We start from the raw sequence: 22906 nt of genomic DNA, 5'->3' as shown, positions 1-22906 counted from the left end.
CATACTGCCAATTGCTAATGCACTAATGCACTAATGCACTAATGCACTAATTACTTCATCCAGCCTTTGCTGTGGAAGTACCAAAGTGGGATGATTGCTGAAACCACCATCGCTCCAATGGCCATTGGGTAACCCCAAGTCGCATCTAACTCAGGCATATGTTTGTAGTTCATACCCCAAATACTTGCAAGCAATGTTGGTGGCATTAAGGCTACAGATACCACCGAGAAGATCTTGATAATTTTGGACTGGTTCAAGTTAATGAAACCAACGGTCGCATCCATCAAGAAGTTAATCTTATCGAACAAGAAGGCGGTATGGTTTTCCAATGAATCGATATCGCGCAAAATTTGACGTGCTTCCTCTTGCTGCTCATCCGAGAGCAATTTACTGCGCATTAGGAAAGACAAGGCTCTGCGGGTATCCATCACATTGCGACGAATACGTCCGTTGGTATCTTCCTCTTTAGCGATTGTCTCCAAAACTTGCTCGGCATCCGCATCATTAATGTCATCTTGCAAGACTCGTTTACCTGCCTGCTCTAGGTTTTCATAAACCTCTTCCAAAGCATCAGCAGAGTACTCAGCATCTGTTGAATACAAATCTAGCAACACATCTTTTGCATTGCTTACAGAACCAGGACGCAAACGCGCACGCAAGCGAACCAAACGGAACACTGGCAAATCTTCGTCGTGAATTGAGAACAATACTTGCTTGGTTAGAACAAACGCCACTCGAACGTTGCGAGAGGTTTCTTCTTCATCCAATAAGAAATCGGTGCGGATATGGAGGTGGCCATCATCTGCCTCAAAATAACGCGCAGATGCTTCTAAGTCACCCAAGTCATCTAACTCAGGCAAAAGTACGCCAAACGCCTCTTTAATCCAAATTAATTCCTCTTCTTCTGGATCAACGACGTCAATCCAGATAGGATTGGCATATTGCAACAATTCATTGCGATCTTCGACTTGCTCTTGAGAGAGGCGGCCATTTTGCAGGACGAACAAGTTGATCATGGTGAACTCCTAAGGAATGTGCGCTAGTTTATCCTATAGAACATGACAGTTTCACTAAAATAAGCCAAATCCAATGAACTCTCGCTCAAATACCTTTAACCAGCAACTCCAGTCCGCATGGGCTTCCCAAGGCAGCATGCTGTGCATTGGTTTTGACCCAGACCCCAAGCGCTTACCCCAAGCCCTACAAGGGAGCCCCGAGGGTATCTATGAGTTCTGCCGCGAAATCGCCGATGCAACTGCGGATTTGGTCTGCGCCTTCAAGCCCCAATTTGCTTACTTTGCCTCCCAAAGAGCAGAGGCTCAACTAGAAAAACTCATCAAGCACCTCAAAGATAAGTATCCCCATATCCCCGTAATTCTGGATTCCAAACGGGGGGATATTGGCAGTACTGCGGACCATTACGCTCTCGAGGCCTTTGATCGCTACGGCGCTGATGCAGTGACCGTGAATCCATATATGGGCTTTGACACGATAGAGCCCTATCTCAAGCATCCGGGCAAAGGGGTCATTGTGCTGTGCCGCACATCTAACCCAGGCGGATCTGATTTGCAGTTTCTCAATGTAGCCCCCAATGGAGAACCTCTTTACCTCCACGTAGCCAAACTTGCAGCACAACAGTGGAATAGCTCTGGTCAGATTAGCCTAGTAGTCGGAGCAACCTTCCCAGAAGAAATCGCTAAAGTACGCGCCATTGTTGGTGAAATGCCCTTATTGATTCCAGGGATTGGTGCGCAAGGCGGCGATATTGATGCCACGGTCAGCGCTGGAAAAATAGCGGGCAAGCCGGGAACCGGCATGATCATTAACTCTTCGAGAGCTATTCTGTATGCCAGCTCAGGAGCTGAGTTTGCAGAGGCTGCTAGAGCGGTTGCCATGAGTACACGCGATGCACTCAGGACGGCTACAAACAAATAATGAAGTAGGCAGAAAGATGCTCTTACCTCTTGGGGTAAGGCGCTAAAGCCACTCGATCCATGCCTTCCAAGATAAATTCTTGACGGGCAGAGTAGTTAATACTTCCCCGACGGCAATACTGCTGCTTATCAAAACATTTAGGCGCAGGAAGAGCTGAGGCAAGTGCGGCAGCTCGCTCACGATCTAAGCCTATTGGGCTTGTAGCGTAATAGTGCTGGGATGCAGCGCCTATTCCAAAAATACCTTCACCCCACTCTACCGAATTAAGATAAATCTCAAATAATCTCTGCTTAGAAAGCGTTAGCTCTAAGAGCCCAGTAATGATGAGCTCTTGCCCCTTACGTAAATAGTTTTGTTCTGATGATAGAAATAAATTTTTGGCTAACTGTTGGGTAATGGTGGACCCGCCACGCAAAACTGTTTTGGCTTTATTGCCTGCTTGGGTTTTTTGTTGATTCTGCTGTTGATTTTTCTGCCAAGCTTTTTGCATATCCTCAACACGCACACCTTTATGCTGAAAAAAGATATCGTCTTCGCTGACTAAAACAGCACGCTTGAGATTATTGGAGATCTTGTCATACGGTGTCCACTGAGACTGCACAGAACAACTCCAATGCCAGGTACATAAACGCCAGCTCTCAGCCCTCTGAAACGCAGTACTACTGGGATCCAAGCCGATCCATAAAGCAATTTGGAGTGCGAAAAAAATTTGCATAGCCACAAATCCTGCTAGCAAACATTTCACTGGATAAAGAAGCCAGCGCATTAGAGCAAATTAACTACGTAGCTCTGCCAGGACTGCGCGAGGGTCTATAGCGGTCGCAAGTTGCGCGCCACGCCAAAGCAAAAATGCATCAGCTGCTTGCTCAACTAACATCCCAAGACCATCACTCACGCGCGCACCTCGCTGCAGAGCCTGTTGCATAAAGGCGGTGGTTTTACCGTAAACCATGTCATAAGCAAATGAGCTGGGCACAAAAATATTAGCCACTGCCTTCAGCGTCAAAGGGGATTCATCAGTAAGACCTGCAGCAGTAGCATTAATTACCAAATCAAATGGGTATTGGGTTTTTGCAGGGTCTTCTAATTCAGCCAATGTCCGAGATTCCAGAGCTACCTCCTTCAATCCAGCCATATCTGCAAAGAGCTTTACCAACGCATCTGCCTTTGCGCTAGAACGATTCGCAATGATGAGCGATTTAGGTGACTGCTCAAGCAAAGGACCAATCACTCCACGTGCAGCCCCACCAGCGCCAATCAATAAAATACGAGCGCTATGGAGTGCAATGCCTTGTGCAAGTAAATCACGTACCAGACCAGCGCCATCTGTGTTGTCACCAAAAATCTTACCCTCTGTTTTCCATAAGGTGTTAACAGCGCCCGCTAATTGCGCACGCGGGGTTAAGACATCTGCCAGATTTTGTGCATCCAGCTTAAATGGCACGGTGACATTCATGCCCTTGCCACCTGCAGCAAAAAAAGATTTGGCTGCCTGAGAAAATGAATCTAATTCAGGCTGAAGGCGGCCATAGTGCATCCGCTGATTTGCTTGTTCTGCAAACCGTTGATGTATTGCTGGAGATTTACTGTGGGCAATCGGATTGCCAGAAACGGCATAGACGTCCACGCCAGCAAAGAGGCTTGGATCTGTATGCAATGCGGTATTAGCAGAACTCATCATGACTACAGAATAAGCGAATTTATAAAGTTAGTTCAATTGCTTTAATGGCGTAGCTCTAGACGATCCACGCCATCGCGTGTGAACTCAAAAGTAGAGATCCAATCTAAAACATCGATTTGATTACGCATTTCTGATGGGAACGGGCCAAACGGCGCTGAGGCTCTCACTATGGCTATCGCCTGACGATCTAACTCAGGGTTGCCAGAGCTGCGTCCAATGGAGAGTCCGTCTTTGCCTTGGGAGTTGCTTGTGATTCTGCCTTGATTATCAACACTGACCACAATCACTAAACTGCCGTATAAGGGACGTCCATTCACCCTTGGGAAAAAAGCACTTCCATAAGCTTCAATTTTTTGTCGCATAGCATCATAGTAGTGCGCAAAGGTAACGGCCTTGGTGTTAGCACCAGTCAACACTTTGCGTCTAGGCTCTTTGCCATCAACCTGAAGCCGTTTAGCTAACTCAGCCTCTAAAGAATTTAACTGGGGAGTAATTTTTTGTTCGTCCCCACTCTTTCGACCACCTGAACGAGCGCGCTGCTCATCTAACTTTGCGAGCATTTGCTTTTGCTGTTTTTCTAAAACCTCGAGCCTAGCCTCTGCGCCTAATCTGGCACGATGCATTGCGGTAGCTTCTTGGTTTTCAGTTTTGCCGCCACCCTGCAAATCAGCCTGCGCTAACTTATTAGCTTTCTGAGGGGGAGTTTTATTACTGGCATTCACCAATACAACACTCAGAGGAGTATTGAGTCTGCGATTCTGAATCTCCCCAACGCCCCAACGAAATGACAGGAAAAGAATGTGAATCAGAATCGAAACGCACAAGGCAAATCGAAAAGGATGGCGACTCCAAGCCGAATGGAGATAACACAAGACCTTACTCAGTCTTGCGGGCAATGAAAATTCCAGCGATTTAATCTGGGCCAGCATCTTCTTCAGGATTAGCTGTCAATCCCAGCTCTGCAGGTTGATCTATTAAGACCTTTTCAGATGAGTCCGCTTTTGCTTCAATCTCGAGCACACGCACACCAGCACTCAGTTGCAGTAAATCGATATCTGCAATCACCACTTCCGCACGAGTCATACGTGGATGAGTCGCCAACTCAGGGATAGGTAAATGCAAGGGAACTAATTCCACTCTAGACATACCCTCTTTTAGATGGCGGACATACACCGTCTTCGATTCACCATCTTGAGTGATCCAACGTAAGCACCAATACTTCTCTAATCGATCTTGGAACTCGCCATACGCTTGATAGCAAGATTCAAAATCAGCAGCGATACCCATTAGGGTTGCATCACGCGGCGGGAAAGGAGCAACCATCTTAGCAGTGACCCCATGCTTTGCCAGTGCAATTAATTGCCACTGATTTACCAAATCAGAGTACCGCCGCAAAGGAGAGGTACACCAAGCGTAGTAATCCAATCCCAAACCTTCATGCGGTCCTGGAGTGGTTTGCATCCGGGTGCGCAATGGACCCCAACCCTTTTGGGTCCTGAATAATCCTGGAAGCCCATGGTCGGCAAGAAGCTGACCAGAAGCGCTATTACAGAAGATCATCCACTCGGCAACGATGGTATCCAAAATAGATCCGCGTTGACGTGGCACGATTTCAACACGCTTTACGCCATCAACATCCTGAATCTGAAAATGAAAATCTCTCGCTAGCGCATTTGGATCAATAAGACCTAACTGCTCCGCACGCAAACCATTTGCCAAGCGCTTTTCTTGACGCCCTGCATGCAAGTGTTTGGCAGCCTGCCACAAAGTCGCTAACTCTTTGCGATAAGGATAGCTTGCACCCTCATCAAGCAAGCTCTCTTCGCTGACAAGATGCTCAATATCCTCTAAACGTAAGTTAGCTGCCATTGGCACCATCTCAGCACGCATTTGCAAGCTGTCTCGATTGGCAATACCTTGCGCATCAATATCTACATAGATCGATAGCGCCGGTCTCGGCATGCCCTCATCTAATGAAAATTGCTCAATAACTGAATCAGGCAACATCGTGATTTTGTCACCCGGAAAATATACCGTGGACATCCGATTACGCGCCACTTGATCCAATGGATCATCTTTAGTGATCGCCAAGCCAGGTGCAGCAATATGAATACCTACGCGATGGCCACCCTCTATTGGCGTGACCGATAGGGCATCATCAATCTCAGTAGTTCCAGAATCATCAATGGAGAATGCCTGGACCTGAGCAAGAGGTAACTCAGCAACCGCTGATGCATATGCCAATTGATCAATGCCAATAGCCGGATTGTGATCCGCACCATTCGGAAAATGGCTTTTCAGAAACATACCTTGGTGATAAGCCAAAGGTGAATCAATTGCACCACAACGAATCATGAGTTGAGCAGGCGACTCCCCAGTCTCGGTACAGGCTGCAACTAAAGCCTTATAAGCTGAAGTATTTTTATCGGGTGAAAAAAGTAATTGCTTAGCTAAAGACTTTAGGGACTCAGGGAAGGTGCCAGAAACTAACTCTTGCTGCCAAGCGGATTGTTGTTCAAGCTCTTTTTGCTTGCGCTCTAAAGCAGCTAGACCTGCCTGCAGCTGTTCTAGTGGAGCCCTCTGAAAGCGGCCACGTCCTTTACGCCGAAAGAAAACGGGCGCTCCTTGCAAAGCAATCGCTAGAGCAACCTGTTGCGGAATACTGGCCTGCGACCCAAAGTACTCATGCGCTACATCAACCAAACCAAATTCTTCATCAGGTGCGCAATCCCATAGAAATTGCAAATCAATATCTGCAGTTAGGGTATTAGCCTCATCCATGGCGGCCTGAGCTTCTGGCTTTTCAAAACGCAGCCACACTTCCTTTGCCTTGAGCTTGATCTTTTTTCCAGAAAGACTGGTTGCCTGCCAAGACTCGGCATCACCAGAGCCTGAAGCAGACTGGACCGTGGCGATCTTAATGTCACCACCTTCTTCGTATAAGAGATTCATGCTTAGAGCGAGATCCCGCCGCTGGCCTCTAATGCCACCCCATTGACATAGCTCGCTTCATCGCTCGCTAAGAATAAATACACGTTAGCCATTTCTGTTGGAGTGCCCAGGCGTCCAAGCCAACTACGCTTTTCAATATCTTTCAAAATATTTTCTGGCATGGCTTTAACCATTTCGGTGGCAATAAAACCAGGACAAACCGCATTTACTCGAATGCCTTTAGGACCGAATTCACGCGCCCATGTTTTGGTAAAGCCTATAACGCCAAATTTAGTAGCCGAGTAATTGGTTTGCCCGAAATTACCGTAGAGACCCACCACACTAGAAGCATTCACTACTGCGCCCGAGCCGGCTTCAAGCATGTGCGGCACGATTAGTTGGGTGCAATTAAACACGCCCTTTAAATTAACATCGATCACCGTATCGAACTGCGCTTCGGTCATCTTCACTAAGCGTGCATCTTGAGTAATGCCGGCGTTATTAATCAAGATATCAATACGTCCATGTTTTTGCATGACCTGATCCACCACTGACTGAATGCTAGCGCGATCAGTCACATTCATGGCGTAGCCTTCCGCATTGGATACTTGCGCAACCGCACCATTTACCGCCTCAAGGTTGATATCAGCAATGATGACTTTTGCACCTTCTTGTGCAAAGCGCTGGGCTGTAGCGAACCCAATACCCTTAGCGGCGCCGGTAATGATGGCTACTTTATCTTTTAATCTATCGCCCATGATTTACTTTCTGTATTTTTTACTTCGCCGAAATGGCTTTTAATATTTTTTGATGCACGCCACCAAAACCACCGTTACTCATAACCAAAATATGATCACCCGGCTTCGCCTCTTGCGAAATCGCCTTCACTAGGGCCTCCAAATCATCGAAAGCATGTGCTTTACCCTGCTCTGTTGTATTCAGTGGAGATAAAACCTCCGCCAAATCCCAGCCCAAAGATTCTTTACCAGCATTAGCGCCATAAGCAAAAACTTTATCAGCGGCCAAAAGGCTCCCAGGAAGTTGAGCCTTCATTACACCCAGCTTCATCGTATTCGAACGTGGCTCGAGTACCGCTAAAATCCGAGCCTTACCAACGCGACGACGCAGACCATCAACAGTGGTTGTGATCGCAGTTGGATGATGCGCGAAATCGTCATAAACGGTGATGTCATTTGCAACGCCAATGGTTTCTAAACGACGCTTTACATTCTTAAACTCAGCTAAAGCACGCGCAGAATCTGCTGGAGAAATGCCAATGTGATTGGCAGAGGCGATCGCTGCAAGTGCGTTTAATTGATTATGTCGACCCATCACCCCAGAATCTGGCGCCCATTTCACTGAGGCAACCTCATTGCCTGACTTGCGCACAATAAAGCCATCAGCTTCTTGTGAAATTAATGACCATTCATTACTTAACTCTTGGCCAAAGCGCTCAACAGGGGCCCAAGCGCCACGTGTAATCACACTTGCTAGCGCCGGCTCTTCGCCATTCACTACCAATAAACCGTCGCCAGGAACCGTACGCACTAAATGGTGAAATTGAGTTTCGATTGCAGCAAGATCAGCAAAAATATCTGCGTGATCAAACTCCAAATTATTTAATAAAGCAGTGCGTGGTCGATAGTGAACAAACTTACTGCGCTTATCAAAGAAAGCAGTGTCGTATTCATCAGCTTCGATAACAAAATATTTGCTCTCGCCTAGACGTGCAGAGACTGTGAAATTGAGGGGGACGCCACCGATCAGATATCCAGGCTTATATCCGTTGAATTCCAAAATCCAAGTCAACATTGCTGAGGTAGTTGTCTTGCCGTGCGTACCGGCAACAGCGAGAACATGTCTGCCATATAAGACTTGTTCACCCAACCATTGCGGACCAGAAATATAAGGGAGCCCTTGATTAAGAATTGCTTCCATCAATGGATTGCCGCGAGAAACCATGTTGCCAATGACAAATAAATCAGGCATGGTCTCAAACTGAGATAATTGCTCAGGTGAGAATCCCTCAATCAGTTCGATGCCTTGCGCTTCAAGCTGCGTGCTCATTGGTGGATACACGTTGGCATCGCAACCCGTAACGCGATGTCCAGCTTGTCTCGCAATTGCGGCAATGCCGCCCATGAAAGTACCGCAAATGCCCAAGATATGTATATGCATTAGCGAATTTTAGCGAAGGAGTTGCAATGAAACGCCAACAATGGATCATCATCGTCGCAATAAGTCTTTTAGCCCTCCTTGCAGGCGCTCTGACTTCTCAATGGATTCATAAGACTGGTTTAGCAAGCGACCCAGCTGTAAAGGCATTTTTGGCAAATTCTTGGCAAACTCCGGACGGCAAAAGCGTCGATACCCAAAAATGGGAAGGGAAAGTTCTGGTAGTGAACTTTTGGGCCTCCTGGTGCCCACCCTGCGTTGAAGAAATGCCTACTTTAGACAAGCTTCAACAAGAGTTTTTGCAGCAAAATGTCTTATTTGTTGGTATCGGCATCGATTCACCCTCTAATATTCGTGAATTTCTCTCAAAAACTCCAGTTAGCTATCCTATTGTGATTGGCGGCATGGAAGGCAGTAACCTATCCAAGCAATTAGGCAATTCTCAAGGCGCGCTTCCTTACACCATCATCATTAATGCAAAGGGCAAGGCTAGCTACAGTAAATTGGGAAAGATAAGCGAAGATGACATCAGAAGTGCAATTAAATCGGCTTTATAGGTCTTTTTAATCAATTTTTACCTATTTACTGAATCTAGATTGTGCCTAATTATTAAGCAATAACTTCAGTATTTTTCAATATCTGTATAGAAAAGTATAGAAAAATCCTCTTTTCAATCCCATTTTAGAGTCTTTAGCCGCCTTGAAAAAGGTATACTGCCTCTTATTCGCATTCGAGCATGAAGTTATTTAGCAATTTACGCTTAACTGCCTCTAAAAACAGGGATCTATGTCGAAAAAAGCTTCAATTCTCGTAATTCAGGGCCCAAACCTAAATTTATTAGGCACCCGTGAACCCGATGTTTACGGTAGAACTACCCTTGAAGATATCCACCTAAGGCTCGGAGAACTAGCCAAAGCACAGTCCGTCGACCTTGGCACTTATCAAAGCAATCATGAAGGCGAGTTAATTGATCGCATTCAAAAAGCCAAGCAAGATGGGGTTGATTTCATCATCATTAACCCAGGCGCCTTTACCCATACCAGTGTTGCCTTGCGCGATGTCTTGGCTGGAGTAGCTATTCCATTTACTGAAGTCCACCTATCCAATATTCATCAGCGTGAAGAGTTCCGTAAACATTCCTATTTGTCCGATATTGCGACTGGGGTGATTTGTGGGCTTGGCGCAATTGGCTATGAGCTAGCACTGCAAGCAGCCATTGCTCGCTTACAGAAGTAAAACCATTTAAAGAATTACAAGAGAGGAAGCACCCGCATGGATCTGAGAAAACTAAAAACCTTGATCGATTTGGTATCTGAATCAGGTATTTCAGAACTCGAAGTAAATGAAGGCGAAGATCGCGTTCGTATTGTCAATGCAGGATCTGCTGCGCCAGCCGGCCAGGTGGTTTACGCTAATCCAGCACCTGTTCAAGCCATGCAAGCTGCGCCGTTAGCAAGCGCTCCGGTCGCCGCCGCTGTTGAAGCGCCTGCTGTTGAAGCTGGCTTTGTTGCAAAGTCTCCAATGGTTGGCACCTTCTATCGCGCGCCAAATCCAGAGTCTCCGAACTTCGTCAATATTGGCGATACGGTAAAAGTAGGTCAAACCCTTTGCATTATCGAAGCCATGAAGCTGCTTAATGAAATCGAGTCTGAGCAAGCTGGTGTGATCAAAGAAATTCTCTGTGAAAACGGTCAAGGCGTTGAATTTGACCAGCCACTTTTCATCGTCGCTTAATGAAGCTTCATTCTTGATGATCTTTAGATTTATTCCAATTCACCGTTACTTAACTCAGAGCCGACATGTTCGATAAGATTCTGATTGCCAACCGGGGAGAAATTGCTCTCCGGATCCAACGCGCGTGCCGCGAGTTGGGAATTAAAACTGTTGTGGTGTACTCCACTGCAGATAAAGAAGCGAAATATGTAAAGCTTGCTGATGAAGCGGTTTGCATCGGCCCAGCGCCATCTCCGCTGAGCTACCTCAATATGCCAGCCATTATTTCTGCAGCTGAAGTTACCGATGCAGAAGCAATTCATCCGGGTTATGGATTCCTTTCTGAAAATGCTGACTTTGCAGAGCGCGTTGAAAAATCGGGCTTTGCCTTCATTGGTCCTACAGCAGCATCAATTCGCTTAATGGGCGACAAGGTTTCTGCAAAACGCGCCATGATTAAAGCGGGTGTTCCTTGCGTGCCTGGATCAGAAGGGGCGCTTCCTGACAATCCAAAAGAAATCATTACTACTGCGAAAAAAGTTGGGTATCCGGTCATCATTAAGGCCGCCGGTGGTGGTGGTGGCCGCGGTATGCGGGTTGTACATACTGAGGCAGCCCTCATCAATGCGGTCAATATGACGCGTGAAGAGGCTGGGCGCGCCTTTGGCAACCCAGAAGTCTATATGGAGAAGTTTTTAGAAAAACCTCGCCACGTAGAAATACAGATTTTGGCTGATACCCATGGCAACGCCATTTGGTTGGGTGAGCGCGATTGCTCTATGCAGCGTCGCCACCAAAAAGTGATTGAAGAAGCTCCCGCACCAGGGATTGATCGTCGTTTGATTGCCAAAATTGGTGAGCGCTGCGCAGAAGCCTGTCGCAAAATTGGTTATCGCGGTGCAGGTACCTTTGAGTTCCTTTACGAAGATGGTGAATTCTTCTTTATCGAAATGAATACCCGCGTTCAAGTAGAGCACCCCGTTACCGAAATGATTACCGGCGTAGACATTGTTCAGGAACAAATTCGCATTGCCGCTGGCCTAAAACTCAGCTATCGACAAAAAGACATTGTTTTCCGTGGACATGCGATTGAATGCCGCTTAAATGCCGAAGATCCCTTCAAGTTCACTCCGAGCCCTGGCAAAATTGGCTCATTCCATATGCCTGGTGGTCCTGGTATTCGCGTCGACTCCCATGCCTACAGTGGCTATGTGGTGCCATCAAACTACGATTCCATGATCGGTAAATTGATTTCTTACGGCAACACCCGTGAGCAAGCTATTCGCCGCATGCAAATTGCACTCTCAGAGATGGTGATTGACGGCATTACAACCAACGTCCCACTCCACCGTGAACTGATGCTGGATCCGAACTTCATTGAAGGTGGCACTAGCATTCACTACCTGGAACATCGCCTAGAAGAGCAAGCTGCCAGTCGTGGTAAATCCTAATTCATGCAATTGATACAGTTAATGCGAACGTCTCATGTCCTATCGTGAACTGGTATTCACGGTAGCCGCTGAAACCGCTGAGCCTTTGGGCGATGCGCTTTTAGACTTGGGCGCCCTATCCGTCACCGTTGAAGATGACGCTGCGGGTGGCTACGATGAAAACCCACTCTATGGAGAGCCTGGGCTGCATCCAGAGGTACAAGCATGGGACAGATCAGCGGTAACCGCTCTCTTCAATCCGGAGATTGATGCATCCGGAAGTGCAGAATTTATTCCGGAGCTACTCTCTTCCCTGAAAGAAGCGGGCTTTCTTCTAAGCCCCCCTCAAGAAAAAACCGTTGAAGAGCAAGACTGGGTTCGCTTAACCCAAAGTCAATTTGCACCCATTCAAATTGGCGAACGTATCTGGGTAGTGCCTTCTTGGCATGATGCGCCGAGCGATCCCAATGCGATTTGTCTCGCTGTTGACCCTGGTCTCGCATTTGGTACGGGCAGCCATCCCACTACCCACTTGTGCCTGCTTTGGCTTGAACAACAAAACGATTTACATAATCAAAGCTTGCTCGATTACGGTTGCGGTTCAGGGATTTTGGCAATCGCCGCAGCAAAACTAGGCTGCAATCCAGTAATCGGCACTGATATTGATCCTCAAGCCATGGTTGCAGCACGCAGTAATGCAGAAATCAACAACACCACCATTCGCTTTGTCCTTCCCAACGAAGGCGCCATAGAGCTTGCTGCAGAAACTAAATATGACATCGTGATGGCCAACATCTTGGCTAATCCGCTCCAAGTTCTTGCGCCTGCATTGGTTAACAAGATGAAATTAGGTGGAAGAATCGTTTTATCAGGCGTTCTTGCCCGCCAAGCAGACGAAGTGATTGCAACTTATAGCCAGTGGCTCACTCTTTCCGTATGGAAAGAGAGTGAAGGCTGGGTTTGTTTGCACGGAACCTTAAATCAGGACAAGCAAAGCAATAAAGAATCTGTTTTTGCTGCACCTGCTCAAAAAAAAAGTCTTAAGTTAGTCCTCTACGCTGCTTTATTGCTGTTGTTACTTGTTTTTGGAGAGCATCTTTCTCGAAACTCATTACTGCCAGCACTAGCGCCAAGAGTTGACGGCACATCGAACACCATTTCCGTCCGCGCCTTTCATCTTTTGCAACGCATCGATGCAAAACTTTGTAGCGCACTAGGATGTGTAGATCGCGCTGTAAGCGATTTTGCCGCGTGGAAAATAACTTTAGCTACGCTCGCACCAGAAAACGCGCGAGATGGGCTTAAAAGCCCTGCAAATCAATCTGTATTGCAAGTTGAGATACAAAATCGCCTTGCGATGACAGTTTTGCCACCAAATTTAGAAATTACTCTGACTGATGCAGAAGAATCTGAAATCAAATCACTGCAATTTACTCCGCAAGAGTGGCTTCCTAAAGCTTGGCAAGATGCACATCCTGATTTTTTAAGAAAAGGTATTCCTTCTGGCGAAATTCTGCAGGTTGAGTTGCCAATTTCATTGCCGCAAAATGCTGCTGGCTATCGTGTTCGAGTGCTCTACCCTTAATTCCATTCACCAACATCATATTTACCCCCTACAGAAAGTAATTTATGTCTAGCTTGATCTGCGGCTCTATCGCCTACGACACCATCATGAACTTTGAAGGCAAATTTGCCGATCAAATCCTGCCAGAGCAGATTCATATTCTGAACGTGGCCTTCTTGGTGCCAACAATGCGTCGAGAATTTGGTGGTTGCGCTGGCAATATCGCCTATAACCTCAATCTTTTGGGTGGCGACCCCATCATCATGGCTACGGTTGGTGGTGATGCAGCTCCGTATCTGAATCGCCTTGAGCAACTCAAGATTGATGCAAGCCATATTCGCCAGATCGAAAATGCCTTTACGGCACAGGCGATGATCACAACGGATCAAGCCAATAATCAAATCACCGCATTTCATCCTGGTGCCATGGGCGAGTCTCACCTTAATCAAGTCTTGGCAGTTGTGGCAGAACGCAGCAAGAATGCCAAGGGGCCAGCTAAATTAGGAATTGTTGCACCCGATGGACGCCAAGGAATGTGGGAACACTGCCATCAATTGGCTGACGCCAGCATTCCTTTTATCTTTGATCCAGGCCAAGGATTACCGATGTTTAATGGGCCAGAGCTTCTCGAATTAATTGATATCGCTAGCTTCCTGGCGGTAAACGACTATGAGGGAGAGATGCTTTCTCAAAGAACAGGCTTAAGTTTGGCGAAAGTAGCTGAGCGCGTTAAGGCACTGATTGTTACCAAAGGTGCTGAAGGTGCGGATATCTACTTCGAAGGTAAATGCATTGCCATTCCACCAGTACCAGCAGCAAAAGTAGTCGACCCAACAGGTTGCGGGGATGCGTTCCGCGGCGGATTACTGTTTGGTCTAGAAAACGGTATGGACTGGGAAACCACTGGTCGCCTTGCTAGCCTCATGGGTTCAATCAAAATTACCCACCAAGGACCACAAAATCACCAACTTGGCAAAGATCAGATCGCAGAACAATTTAAAGCGGCGTTTGGCTTTAGCTTCTAAGCGCTTTATGTGCGCCTCGACTCGAATCTGAGTCAATCAAACTTTATGCAATAAAAAAAGGGGTCTCGTGAGAGACCCCTTCTAGTAACACCCGTCCGATTAAGGACGTGTGCCAGTTGGGAAGGGCCAAGCAGCGGCAGGATTCAACGCACTAGTCGCTGGTGCAGCTTTCTTAGCCGCGGGCTTTTTTACAGCAGAGCCCGCTTTCTTCGCAGCAGGCTTACTTACTTTTTTTTTGCTACTTTACGAGCTACTTTTTTAGCAGCAGGCTTCTTAGCAGCAACTTTACGAGCTACTTTTTTAGCAGCAGGCTTCTTAGCAGCAGCTTTTTTAGCAGCAGGACGCTTCTTAGCTACTTTTTTAGCAGCAGGCTTCTTAGCAGCAGCTTTTTTAGCAGCAGGACGCTTCTTAGCTACTTTTTTAGCAGCTGGCTTTTTAGCAGCAGCTTTTTTAGCAGCAGGACGCTTCTTAGCTACTTTTTTAGCAGCAGGCTTCTTAGCAGCTACTTTTTTCTTAGCAGCTGGTTTCTTTGCAGCAGGTTTTTTCTTGGCGATTGCCATATTAATACTCCTTCACGTGAGGATTAGTACAAACTACATTAAGAAGACCCGACCATCTAATTCCGCCTGGTTTTTCAACCTTTTGGAGCTGACGAGCGAGCCATTCATCGGCGCGCGGCTTGATGCTAGGCGCTGCACGCTAATGAATCCTGGAAAAAAAGCCGTGGTCCCAAAGGACAACGGCTTCTTAAATGTGCTGGAAAAAATGGAGAGAATAGCCCAGGCACCCTTGAGCAAGGGTTTTCGGATTTGAGTCTGTTTTTGCTGACTTCTTAAACTATCCAACCGTCTAATCTCCAATTTAGCCGGCTATGCGCTTACTTGCTGCTTACTACTCCCAACTTAGCGCACCGCCAGTTTGATACTCAATAACGCGTGTCTCAAAAAAGTTTCGTTCTTTCTTCAGATCAATCATTTCTGACATCCATGGAAATGGATTCTCTTCATTTGGGAACATCGCGTCAAGTCCTATTTGCAAACATCTGCGATTACAGATGTATCTTAGGTACCCTTTGAACATCGGAGCGTTCAATCCGAGCACTCCACGAGGCATCGTATCTTCGGCATAACGGTACTCTAATTCGACTGCTTTTTCAAAGATGGATTTGATCTCGTCTTTGAACTCGGAAGTCCATAACTGCGGGTTCTCCAGCTTGATTTGGTTAATCAAATCAATACCAAAATTGCAGTGCATTGACTCGTCACGAAGGATGTATTGATACTGCTCAGCAGCACCCGTCATTTTGTTTTGACGACCCATTGCAAGTATTTGCGTAAAACCAACATAAAAGAACAAACCTTCCATTACGCAAGCAAAAACAATCAGCGAACGAAGTAATTTTTGATCAGCTTCTAATGTGCCAGTCTTGAAATTTGGGTCAGTTAATACGTCGATAAAGGGAATTAAGAACTGATCTTTGGCGCGAATTGACTCAATTTCGTTGTACGCATTGAAGATTTCAGACTGATCTAAGCCCAAAGATTCCACAATATATTGGTACGCATGGGTATGAATTGCCTCTTCAAAAGCCTGGCGCAATAGGTATTGGCGGCATTCTGGAGCGGTAATGTGGCGATATGTACCCAAAACAATATTGTTTGCAGCCAAAGAGTCGGCTGTTGTGAAGAAACCGAGATTGCGCTTAATAATGCGACGCTCATCTTCTGTCAGGCCATTTGGATCTTTCCAAAGCGCGATATCGCGGTTCATATTGATCTCTTGTGGCATCCAGTGGTTTGCACAACCAGCCAAATACTTCTCCCAAGCCCATTTGTACTTGAAAGGTACCAACTGATTTACGTCAGTCTTGGCATTAATCACGCGCTTATCAGCAGCATTGACACGCAAAGCTGCGCCACCAACTGCAGCAGCTTGAGCTGGAGCAGTAGCAACAACTTGAGGGGCTACTTGAGCAACCTGATCTACCTGTGGGCGTTGTGGCTCCACTGCAGTCGGCTGTGGTGCAAGGCCAACTTTTGCTAGCGCTGGAGCAACTTCTTCTTCCCAATTCAACATAACTTTCTCCTAATTTCTTCTTTTCTTATTTCTGACCAATAAGCAAATGGCTTATTGGCATGCTTCACATTCTTCGAAACCAGCATCGCCTGGGCGCATTGTGCAGGCTGGGCCATCTAATTCTTGCGCCGCTGCCGCATCAGTACCATTTACACCGCCACCACTAGATACAGAGTTCAACTGACCACTTGCAACCGTTGATTTCTCAACGTGTGTTGCAGCCATTGTGCGGAGGTAATAGGTTGTCTTCAAACCACGCAACCAAGCCAACTTGTAGGTGTCATCCAACTTCTTACCAGAAGCGCCGCCCATGTAGATATTCAGTGACTGCGCTTGGTCGATCCACTTTTGACGGCGGGAAGCTGCCTCAACCAACCAGCTTGGCTCAACCTCAAAGGCAGTCGCATACAAATCACGTAAATCTTGTGGAATGCGGTCAATTTTGGACAAAGTGCCGTCAAAGTACTTCAAGTCAGCAATCATCACTTCATCCCAGAGGCCGCGGTCTTTCAGATCACGTACCAAGTACTCGTTTACCACTGTGAATTCACCGGAAAGGTTAGATTTCACAAACAAGTTTTGGAAAGTTGGCTCGATACAAGCTGATACCCCAATAATATTGGAAATCGTTGCTGTTGGCGCAATCGCTACGCAATTAGAGTTACGCATACCGTATTGTTTGATGCGTGCACGCAAACCGCTCCAGTCCATAGTGGAAGAGTTATCTACCTCTACATAACCGCCGCGCTCGGCTGCCAACATCGCTACTGAATCCTGCGGGAGAATGCCGCGATCCCATAAAGATCCTTTGTAAGTACTGTAAACGCCACGCTCTTCAGCCAATTCATTGGATGCTTGGTAAGCGTAGTAGCAAACCGCTTCCATAGAAGAGTCAGCAAACTTCACAGCCTCATCACTAGCGTAAGGAATACGCTGCATATGCAAGCAATCCTGGAAGCCCATGATGCCCATACCGACTGGACGATGCTTCAAGTTGGAATTACGTGCTTTAGCTACTGCGTAGTAGTTGATATCAATCACGTTATCCAACATACGCATTGCAGTGCGTACGGTTCTTTGGAGCTTCTCGTGATCCAAAATCATCTTGCCGTTAGCATCCGTAGTCATGTGAGCAGTTAAGTTCACGGATCCTAGGTTACAAACTGCAATCTCGGTCTCATTGGTATTGAGGGTGATCTCAGTACAGAGGTTAGACGAGTGAACTACACCAATGTGCTGTTGTGGGCTACGAATATTGCAAGGATCTTTAAAAGTAATCCATGGGTGGCCAGTTTCAAACAACATACCGAGCATCTTGCGCCACAATTGCTGCGCTGGAATGCGACGGAATGGCTTTAGTTCGCCACGATCCGCTTTTTGCTCGTAGGCAACATAAGCCTCTTCAAATGCTCTACCGAATTTGTCATGCAAATCAGGAGTGTTAGATGGTGAGAACAAAGTCCAATCGCCACCTTCCATTACACGCTTCATGAACAAGTCAGGAATCCAGTTAGAGGTATTCATGTCATGTGTACGACGACGATCATCACCAGTGTTCTTGCGCAACTCCAAGAACTCTTCGATATCTAAGTGCCATGTTTCCAAGTAGGCGCAAACTGCACCCTTACGCTTACCGCCTTGGTTCACAGCAACAGCAGTGTCATTCACTACTTTCAAGAATGGCACAACACCTTGTGATTTACCGTTAGTTCCTTTGATATGGCTGCCCAACGCGCGAACGTTAGTCCAGTCATTGCCAAGGCCACCTGCAAACTTGGATAACAAAGCATTTTCTTTCAACGCTTCGTAGATGCCATCCAAATCATCATCCACTGTTGTCAAGTAGCAGCTAGAGAGCTGTGGACGAGTCGTTGCTGAATTGAACAATGTTGGCGTGCTGGACATGAAATCAAAAGTAGAAAGGATTTCATAGAACTCGATTGCACGACGCTCACGATCCATCTCATTCAAAGACAAGCCCATTGCAACGCGCATGAAGAATGCCTGTGGCATTTCAATACGACGGTCTTCAATATGCAAGAAATAACGGTCATACAAAGTCTGCAAACCAAGGTAGTTGAACTGCAAGTCACGGCTGGCGTTCAAAGCAGCAGCCAAGCGTGGCAAGTCAAACTCACGCATACGTGGGTCTAACAACTCAGCAGAGATACCCTCGTTAATGTACTTGGCGAAATAGGTGCTGTACTCAGCTTGTGTATCGCCCTGCAACACTTCCTTACCAAAGATTTCTTTACGAATTACGTGCATCAAGATACGCGCTGTTACTTGGCTGTATGCAGGATCTTTTTCAATCAAAGTACGTGAAGCCAAAATAGCGGAGTCATACACTTGTGCCATTGGTACGCCATCGTACAAATTCTTGATAGTTTCAGTAATGATTGGGGTCGCATCAATGTGAGTGCCCAGGCCTTCGCAAGCTGCCTCAATCACTGTACGCAAAGCAGCCATATCAAGCCACTTCTCAACACCGTTGTCAGTGACCTTGATACCTGACTCACCAGCCTGATTGGCTGTTTGCGCGTCTTGTGAAACTTCTTGCTGTGCCGCACGCTCTTGGTTACGCTTTTCACGGTACAGAACATAAGCACGAGCAACGTTGTGCTCACCACTGCGCATCAAGGCTAATTCGACTTGGTCTTGGATATCTTCAATATGGAAAGTGCCACCATTTGGACGGCTACGCAACAATGCACGCACAACAGAATGAGTCAATTGCTCCACCTGCTCGCGAACACGCGCAGATGCTGCACCTTGACCACCATTCACTGCTAAAAATGCCTTAGTTACAGCAATCGCAATTTTGGATGGCTCAAATGCCACAACTGATCCGTTACGACGAATGATTTTGTAGTCAGACAATTGGGTTGCCTGGGTGCCACCAACACCACCAGCCACAAAGCTGGCAGAAGGGGCTTGATTTACCGCCCCCGCAGGACTCATTCCTGGGTTATTCGCACCAGCTGGCTGGCCTGCTGTCTGTGGGTTAGCGTATGTCATGTTGCTCCTGCTTATATATAGTTATTTGGACAAAATATCGTTAAAAAACAATGGGGTATTGCTGGATTCAAACACTACATCTAGTGTCTTAAAGCGCATTAGGCACTAAGTATAGGGAAATATTTGATAATTGGTAAGCCATTTATGACAAATATTTATTAGTATTTTTACTAAGTTTTATAGTTATTTTGGGGTCATTTTGGTGCGTAATTTTTAGCCCTTTTAGACAAAGGCTAAAAAAGTAAGCGTACGCTCACATACAAAAAGAGCTTATCGAGAGCTTATGCCAAAAGGCAGTTTCTCAACTGGAATAGCTGTCTCTTTTTGGAACTTTTTCCAATCAAAAGAAATTCCAGGATCCGTTTTGCGATCGGGTGCAATGTCGCTATGCCCAGCAAATTGCAGAAGTGGATATGTGCTCATCAGTTTTTTAATAAGCTGCGCCAAAACCAAATACTGCGCAGCTTCAAATAATGTATCGCCATCCCCTTCCAACTCAATACCAATAGAAAAGTCATTGCACTTTTCGCGACCCTGAAAATTCGACTTGCCTGCATGCCAGGCCTTGCCCTGAGTGGATACAAACTGAATTAACTCGCCTGAGCGCGTAATTAAAAAATGGCTGGATACCTTCTGATCAGCTATCTCCGCAAAATACGGATGGGCATTTGGGTCAAGCTTGTTTTGGAAAAAATCAACAATATGATGGCTAGACGATTGATTTCTAAATTCACCCGGCGGAAGACTGATGTGATGAATAACCACCAAATCAGGTTGAACATGTTCTGGTCTCGCATCTTGATTAGGTGAAATATGCCACCGCGCGTCACCAACCCAGCCCTTTGAATCCAATGCTTGTAGATGCTCATTTGAGCAATAAAAACGGTCATCGAAAATGAGGGCTTCTGACTTGGGTAGATGTACTTTGCAGCACTCACATTGAACCACTACCTCAGGCGCAGCGACAGCCTTCTCAGGCTTATTTTTATTGGGTTTGGAGGAATTTCCTCTATTAAGCTCCGCCTGTTTTTTGCCTTTAATCCAGAGATATAAAAGTCCAGCACCGGCAAATAATAAAAGCCACTTAAACAAGGATTAAGTCCTCTGCAAAATGACTTCAAGCACAAAGCGACTACCGACATAGGCAAGCAGCAGAGCAGTGTAGGCACTTAACACCCAGCGAATGGCAGCTCTGCCACGAAGTCCCACTCGCCAGCGTGCTATCAATAGGCCTGCAAACAAAAACCAGGAGACCAAAGCAAAAATGGTTTTGTGGTCAAACACAAGGGGCTTGCCAAACAAGGTCTGCGAGAAGAGTAGTCCGGAGAATACCGTCAAACTCAAAAGCGCAAAGCCCACATAAAGTAAGTTGAATAAAAGGCTTTCCATTGTCATTAGCGGAGGTAAATCTTCCAACCAGTGAGCTAGGCGACCATTAGGAATAATGGCTAATTGGCGATGCAAAGCACGATCTTGAACACTCATCAGCATGGCATGCATTGCCGCTAGGCTCAGTAAGCCAACTGAAACTGTAGCGACTACGAAGTGACCCTTAAACCAAGGATCTGAAACAGCCTTAGGTGAAATTAAGGTTCCCGGAAAAATATTAGGGAGGGCTGCGCAAATTAGCGCAAACATTAAGGCCATCCAACGTAAGCTAGAGATAGGTAAAAACCAAGATTGAAACCAATAAAAAGCCAGGCCAACCCAAGCAATTAAGGACAAATCTTGCGCAAAGCCAAATACAAAGCCTTGGGGAGTGAACACAGAGTCATGCAGTTGCACCCCATGAATCACCAAAATCACAAAAATTGCTGCCTGTACTAGCCCACTTGAGAGCCCAGACTCCACGCCGCTCTTGGCTTTGAAGCTCAAAACTAGCAAAAGCGCTAAATAAAGTGCGGAAGGGAGCCATCCGTAACTTGAGTAACCTAAAATATCCATCTGGAAAGTCTAATCGATAAATGCTAGAAAACCTCACCGACCGCCTATCTCGTGTTGTTAAAACAATGCGAGGCCAAGCCCGCCTCACTGAAGCCAATACCGCAGAAATGTTGCGGGAAATCCGTTTAGCCTTATTGGAGGCCGACGTAGCGCTTCCGGTAGTGAAGTCTTTACTGGAACAAATTAAATTTAAAGCCCTTGGCGAGGAAGTGGTTGGAAGCCTCAGTCCTGGACAAGCTCTTGTTGGTGTTGTGCAGCGCGAGCTCGCCCAAGTCATGGTGGGCGACACCAATCAAAGCGGAGAGCTCAATCTAGCAACGCAGCCTCCAGCAGTGATATTGATGGCTGGCTTACAGGGTGCTGGTAAGACGACCTCTGTTGGAAAGCTTGCTAAATGGTTGCAAGAGAAAAAGAAGAAGAAAGTTCTCACTGTTTCTTGTGACGTCTATCGTCCAGCCGCGATTGAGCAGTTGGAGACAGTTACCAAACAAGTGGGTGCTGAGTTTTTCCCAAGCAATATTAGCCAAAAACCGAATGACATTGCACTCGCTGCCCTTGACTGGGCGCGCCGTCATTACTTTGATGTAGTGTTAGTGGATACCGCAGGTCGACTAGGTATTGATGAAGTGCTCATGCAAGAAATCAAAACTTTGCATGCCAGCCTCAATCCAATTGAGACCTTATTTGTTGTTGATGCCATGCTTGGCCAAGATGCCGTCAATACTGCTAAAGCCTTCCATGAAGCCCTCCCACTCACTGGCGTGATTCTCACGAAGTTGGATGGTGACTCCCGTGGTGGTGCAGCCCTCTCAGTTCGCCAAGTAACCGGTGTACCACTCAAATTTATCGGCGTTGCCGAGAAGATGGATGGTCTGGAAGCATTTGATGCAGAACGTATGGCCAACCGTATTCTGGGCATGGGCGATATTCTGGCTTTGGTTGAACAAGCCCAACAACACGTTGATGTTGCTAAAGCAGAAAAATTAGCCAGCAAGATTTCTAAAGGTGGATTTGATCTGGAAGATTTTCGAGATCAACTCATGCAGATGCAAAAGATGGGTGGTATGGCGAGCTTGATGGATAAATTACCAAGCCAAGTTGCGCAAGCTGCCTCCAAAGCAAACCTCAGTAATGCCGATAAACAAACTACGCGTATGCGCGGCATTATTGACAGCATGACACCTCAAGAACGCAGAAAACCTGAGCTGCTCAAAGCGAGTCGCAAGCGCCGTATTGCTGCAGGCTCAGGTGTTGAAGTGCAAGAGGTCAATCGCCTGCTAGCTCAATTCGAGCAAATGCAAACCATGATGAAGCAATTTAAAGGTGGAAAAATGGCACGCACCATGGCAAGCATGGCCGCCAAAGGAGCCGCCAAGGGTATTGGCGGGCTCTTTAAAAAGTAAAACTTAAGAGA

19 protein-coding genes and 2 pseudogenes are annotated in these 22906 nt (G+C 46.6%); 9 read left to right on the top strand and 12 right to left on the bottom strand.

Annotation, left to right across the window (positions count from 1 at the left end; translation table 11 throughout):
* Window positions 1–50: 50 nt before the first annotated feature.
* Window positions 51–1016: a magnesium/cobalt transporter CorA gene (gene corA / locus ICN20_RS05325; RefSeq protein ID WP_215358999.1), complete on the bottom strand. Its 966-nt coding sequence runs from the start codon at window positions 1014–1016 to the stop codon at window positions 51–53.
* Window positions 1017–1089: 73 nt separating this feature from the next.
* Between corA and pyrF the strand changes: the two genes are divergently transcribed.
* A complete protein-coding gene (pyrF, locus tag ICN20_RS05320; protein WP_216238559.1) occupies window positions 1090–1935 on the top strand; it encodes an orotidine-5'-phosphate decarboxylase in 846 nt (281 codons plus the stop codon).
* Between the two features lie 22 nt (window positions 1936–1957).
* On the opposite strand, the gene mtgA is transcribed toward pyrF, so the two are convergent.
* From mtgA to mpl, 6 genes are read right to left on the bottom strand one after another with little or no spacing between them, the layout of a single operon-like run.
* On the bottom strand, window positions 1958–2701 hold the full coding sequence (gene mtgA, locus ICN20_RS05315) for a monofunctional biosynthetic peptidoglycan transglycosylase (protein WP_216238557.1): 744 nt from the start codon (window positions 2699–2701) through the stop codon (window positions 1958–1960).
* A 9-nt stretch (window positions 2702–2710) separates the two neighbouring features.
* Window positions 2711–3613, bottom strand: coding sequence for a shikimate dehydrogenase (gene aroE / locus ICN20_RS05310; protein ID WP_216240287.1), 903 nt, complete (start codon window positions 3611–3613; stop codon window positions 2711–2713).
* Window positions 3614–3657: 44 nt separating this feature from the next.
* A complete protein-coding gene (locus ICN20_RS05305; RefSeq protein WP_216238555.1) occupies window positions 3658–4545 on the bottom strand; it encodes a TonB family protein in 888 nt (295 codons plus the stop codon).
* Window positions 4529–6568 carry a ribonuclease catalytic domain-containing protein gene (locus ICN20_RS05300; RefSeq protein ID WP_255534655.1) on the bottom strand — a complete coding sequence of 680 codons (2040 nt, stop codon included), beginning with the start codon at window positions 6566–6568 and terminating at the stop codon, window positions 4529–4531. Before ICN20_RS05300 ends, ICN20_RS05305 begins: the two co-directional genes overlap by 17 nt.
* A gap of 2 nt (window positions 6569–6570) precedes the next feature.
* The gene (gene fabG / locus ICN20_RS05295; RefSeq protein ID WP_216238552.1) at window positions 6571–7305 is read right to left on the bottom strand and encodes a 3-oxoacyl-ACP reductase FabG; all 735 of its coding nucleotides are present in this window, start codon (window positions 7303–7305) and stop codon (window positions 6571–6573) included.
* 19 nt (window positions 7306–7324) lie between these two features.
* Window positions 7325–8725 carry a UDP-N-acetylmuramate:L-alanyl-gamma-D-glutamyl-meso-diaminopimelate ligase gene (gene mpl / locus ICN20_RS05290; protein ID WP_216238550.1) on the bottom strand — a complete coding sequence of 467 codons (1401 nt, stop codon included), beginning with the start codon at window positions 8723–8725 and terminating at the stop codon, window positions 7325–7327.
* Window positions 8726–8751: 26 nt separating this feature from the next.
* On the opposite strand from mpl, the gene ICN20_RS05285 reads away from it, so the two are divergent.
* The 7 genes and pseudogenes from ICN20_RS05285 (at window position 8752) to ICN20_RS05260 (ending at window position 14454) form a co-directional block, all read left to right on the top strand.
* Window positions 8752–9279 carry a TlpA disulfide reductase family protein gene (locus ICN20_RS05285; protein WP_216238548.1) on the top strand — a complete coding sequence of 176 codons (528 nt, stop codon included), beginning with the start codon at window positions 8752–8754 and terminating at the stop codon, window positions 9277–9279.
* A gap of 229 nt (window positions 9280–9508) precedes the next feature.
* The gene (aroQ, locus tag ICN20_RS05280) at window positions 9509–9958 is read left to right on the top strand and encodes a type II 3-dehydroquinate dehydratase (RefSeq protein ID WP_216238546.1); all 450 of its coding nucleotides are present in this window, start codon (window positions 9509–9511) and stop codon (window positions 9956–9958) included.
* A 36-nt stretch (window positions 9959–9994) separates the two neighbouring features.
* The gene (accB, locus tag ICN20_RS05275) at window positions 9995–10456 is read left to right on the top strand and encodes an acetyl-CoA carboxylase biotin carboxyl carrier protein (RefSeq protein WP_216238545.1); all 462 of its coding nucleotides are present in this window, start codon (window positions 9995–9997) and stop codon (window positions 10454–10456) included.
* Window positions 10457–10521: 65 nt separating this feature from the next.
* Window positions 10522–11886, top strand: a complete 1365-nt coding sequence (accC, locus tag ICN20_RS05270; protein ID WP_216227159.1) for an acetyl-CoA carboxylase biotin carboxylase subunit — start codon at window positions 10522–10524, stop codon at window positions 11884–11886.
* 34 nt (window positions 11887–11920) lie between these two features.
* A pseudogene (gene prmA, locus ICN20_RS10280) lies at window positions 11921–12841 on the top strand (50S ribosomal protein L11 methyltransferase); the annotation flags it as partial.
* A complete protein-coding gene (locus tag ICN20_RS10275) occupies window positions 12830–13450 on the top strand; it encodes a DUF3426 domain-containing protein (protein ID WP_255534735.1) in 621 nt (206 codons plus the stop codon). The pseudogene prmA and the gene ICN20_RS10275, both read left to right, overlap by 12 nt.
* 44 nt (window positions 13451–13494) lie before the next feature.
* Window positions 13495–14454, top strand: coding sequence for a carbohydrate kinase family protein (locus tag ICN20_RS05260; RefSeq protein WP_216238541.1), 960 nt, complete (start codon window positions 13495–13497; stop codon window positions 14452–14454).
* 99 nt (window positions 14455–14553) lie between these two features.
* On the opposite strand, the pseudogene ICN20_RS05255 reads toward ICN20_RS05260, so the two are convergent.
* The 5 genes and pseudogenes from ICN20_RS05255 to ICN20_RS05235 form a co-directional block, all read right to left on the bottom strand.
* Window positions 14554–15014 (bottom strand): annotated as a pseudogene (locus ICN20_RS05255) (histone H1-like DNA-binding protein).
* A gap of 331 nt (window positions 15015–15345) precedes the next feature.
* A complete protein-coding gene (locus tag ICN20_RS05250) occupies window positions 15346–16530 on the bottom strand; it encodes a ribonucleotide-diphosphate reductase subunit beta (protein WP_216238538.1) in 1185 nt (394 codons plus the stop codon).
* A gap of 51 nt (window positions 16531–16581) precedes the next feature.
* Window positions 16582–19491 (bottom strand): ribonucleoside-diphosphate reductase subunit alpha, encoded by a 2910-nt coding sequence (locus ICN20_RS05245; protein WP_370624557.1) that lies wholly within the window; start codon window positions 19489–19491, stop codon window positions 16582–16584.
* A gap of 327 nt (window positions 19492–19818) precedes the next feature.
* Window positions 19819–20640: a 1,6-anhydro-N-acetylmuramyl-L-alanine amidase AmpD gene (ampD, locus tag ICN20_RS05240; protein WP_216860188.1), complete on the bottom strand. Its 822-nt coding sequence runs from the start codon at window positions 20638–20640 to the stop codon at window positions 19819–19821.
* A 3-nt stretch (window positions 20641–20643) separates the two neighbouring features.
* Window positions 20644–21492, bottom strand: a complete 849-nt coding sequence (locus ICN20_RS05235) for an inner membrane protein YpjD (RefSeq protein ID WP_216238528.1) — start codon at window positions 21490–21492, stop codon at window positions 20644–20646.
* A 20-nt stretch (window positions 21493–21512) separates the two neighbouring features.
* On the opposite strand from ICN20_RS05235, the gene ffh reads away from it, so the two are divergent.
* Window positions 21513–22895 carry a signal recognition particle protein gene (gene ffh / locus ICN20_RS05230; RefSeq protein WP_216238520.1) on the top strand — a complete coding sequence of 461 codons (1383 nt, stop codon included), beginning with the start codon at window positions 21513–21515 and terminating at the stop codon, window positions 22893–22895.
* Window positions 22896–22906 lie beyond the last annotated feature (11 nt).

This window comes from Polynucleobacter sp. JS-Polo-80-F4 (assembly GCF_018881965.1).
Taxonomy (GTDB): Bacteria; Pseudomonadota; Gammaproteobacteria; order Burkholderiales; family Burkholderiaceae; genus Polynucleobacter.
The sequence above is the reverse complement of the archived record's forward strand: the minus strand, read 5'-3'. Positions and strand labels throughout refer to the sequence as shown.

Bases quoted from the DNA above. Each gene is read 5' to 3' on its own strand.
- ICN20_RS05235 (WP_216238528.1), bottom strand. From the start codon at position 21,492: ATGGATATTTTAGGTTACTCAAGTTACGGATGGCTCCCTTCCGCACTT.
- ICN20_RS05300 (WP_255534655.1), bottom strand. From the start codon at position 6,568: ATGAATCTCTTATACGAAGAAGGTGGTGACATTAAGATCGCCACGGTC.
- ICN20_RS05250 (WP_216238538.1), bottom strand. From the start codon at position 16,530: ATGTTGAATTGGGAAGAAGAAGTTGCTCCAGCGCTAGCAAAAGTTGGC.
- accB (WP_216238545.1), top strand. From the start codon at position 9,995: ATGGATCTGAGAAAACTAAAAACCTTGATCGATTTGGTATCTGAATCA.
- aroE (WP_216240287.1), bottom strand. From the start codon at position 3,613: ATGAGTTCTGCTAATACCGCATTGCATACAGATCCAAGCCTCTTTGCT.
- accC (WP_216227159.1), top strand. From the start codon at position 10,522: ATGTTCGATAAGATTCTGATTGCCAACCGGGGAGAAATTGCTCTCCGG.
- ICN20_RS05260 (WP_216238541.1), top strand. From the start codon at position 13,495: ATGTCTAGCTTGATCTGCGGCTCTATCGCCTACGACACCATCATGAAC.
- corA (WP_215358999.1), bottom strand. From the start codon at position 1,016: ATGATCAACTTGTTCGTCCTGCAAAATGGCCGCCTCTCTCAAGAGCAA.
- mtgA (WP_216238557.1), bottom strand. From the start codon at position 2,701: ATGCGCTGGCTTCTTTATCCAGTGAAATGTTTGCTAGCAGGATTTGTG.
- aroQ (WP_216238546.1), top strand. From the start codon at position 9,509: ATGTCGAAAAAAGCTTCAATTCTCGTAATTCAGGGCCCAAACCTAAAT.
- pyrF (WP_216238559.1), top strand. From the start codon at position 1,090: ATGAACTCTCGCTCAAATACCTTTAACCAGCAACTCCAGTCCGCATGG.
- ICN20_RS05285 (WP_216238548.1), top strand. From the start codon at position 8,752: ATGAAACGCCAACAATGGATCATCATCGTCGCAATAAGTCTTTTAGCC.
- mpl (WP_216238550.1), bottom strand. From the start codon at position 8,725: ATGCATATACATATCTTGGGCATTTGCGGTACTTTCATGGGCGGCATT.
- ffh (WP_216238520.1), top strand. From the start codon at position 21,513: ATGCTAGAAAACCTCACCGACCGCCTATCTCGTGTTGTTAAAACAATG.
- ICN20_RS05305 (WP_216238555.1), bottom strand. From the start codon at position 4,545: ATGCTGGCCCAGATTAAATCGCTGGAATTTTCATTGCCCGCAAGACTG.
- ICN20_RS05245 (WP_370624557.1), bottom strand. From the start codon at position 19,491: ATGAGTCCTGCGGGGGCGGTAAATCAAGCCCCTTCTGCCAGCTTTGTG.
- fabG (WP_216238552.1), bottom strand. From the start codon at position 7,305: ATGGGCGATAGATTAAAAGATAAAGTAGCCATCATTACCGGCGCCGCT.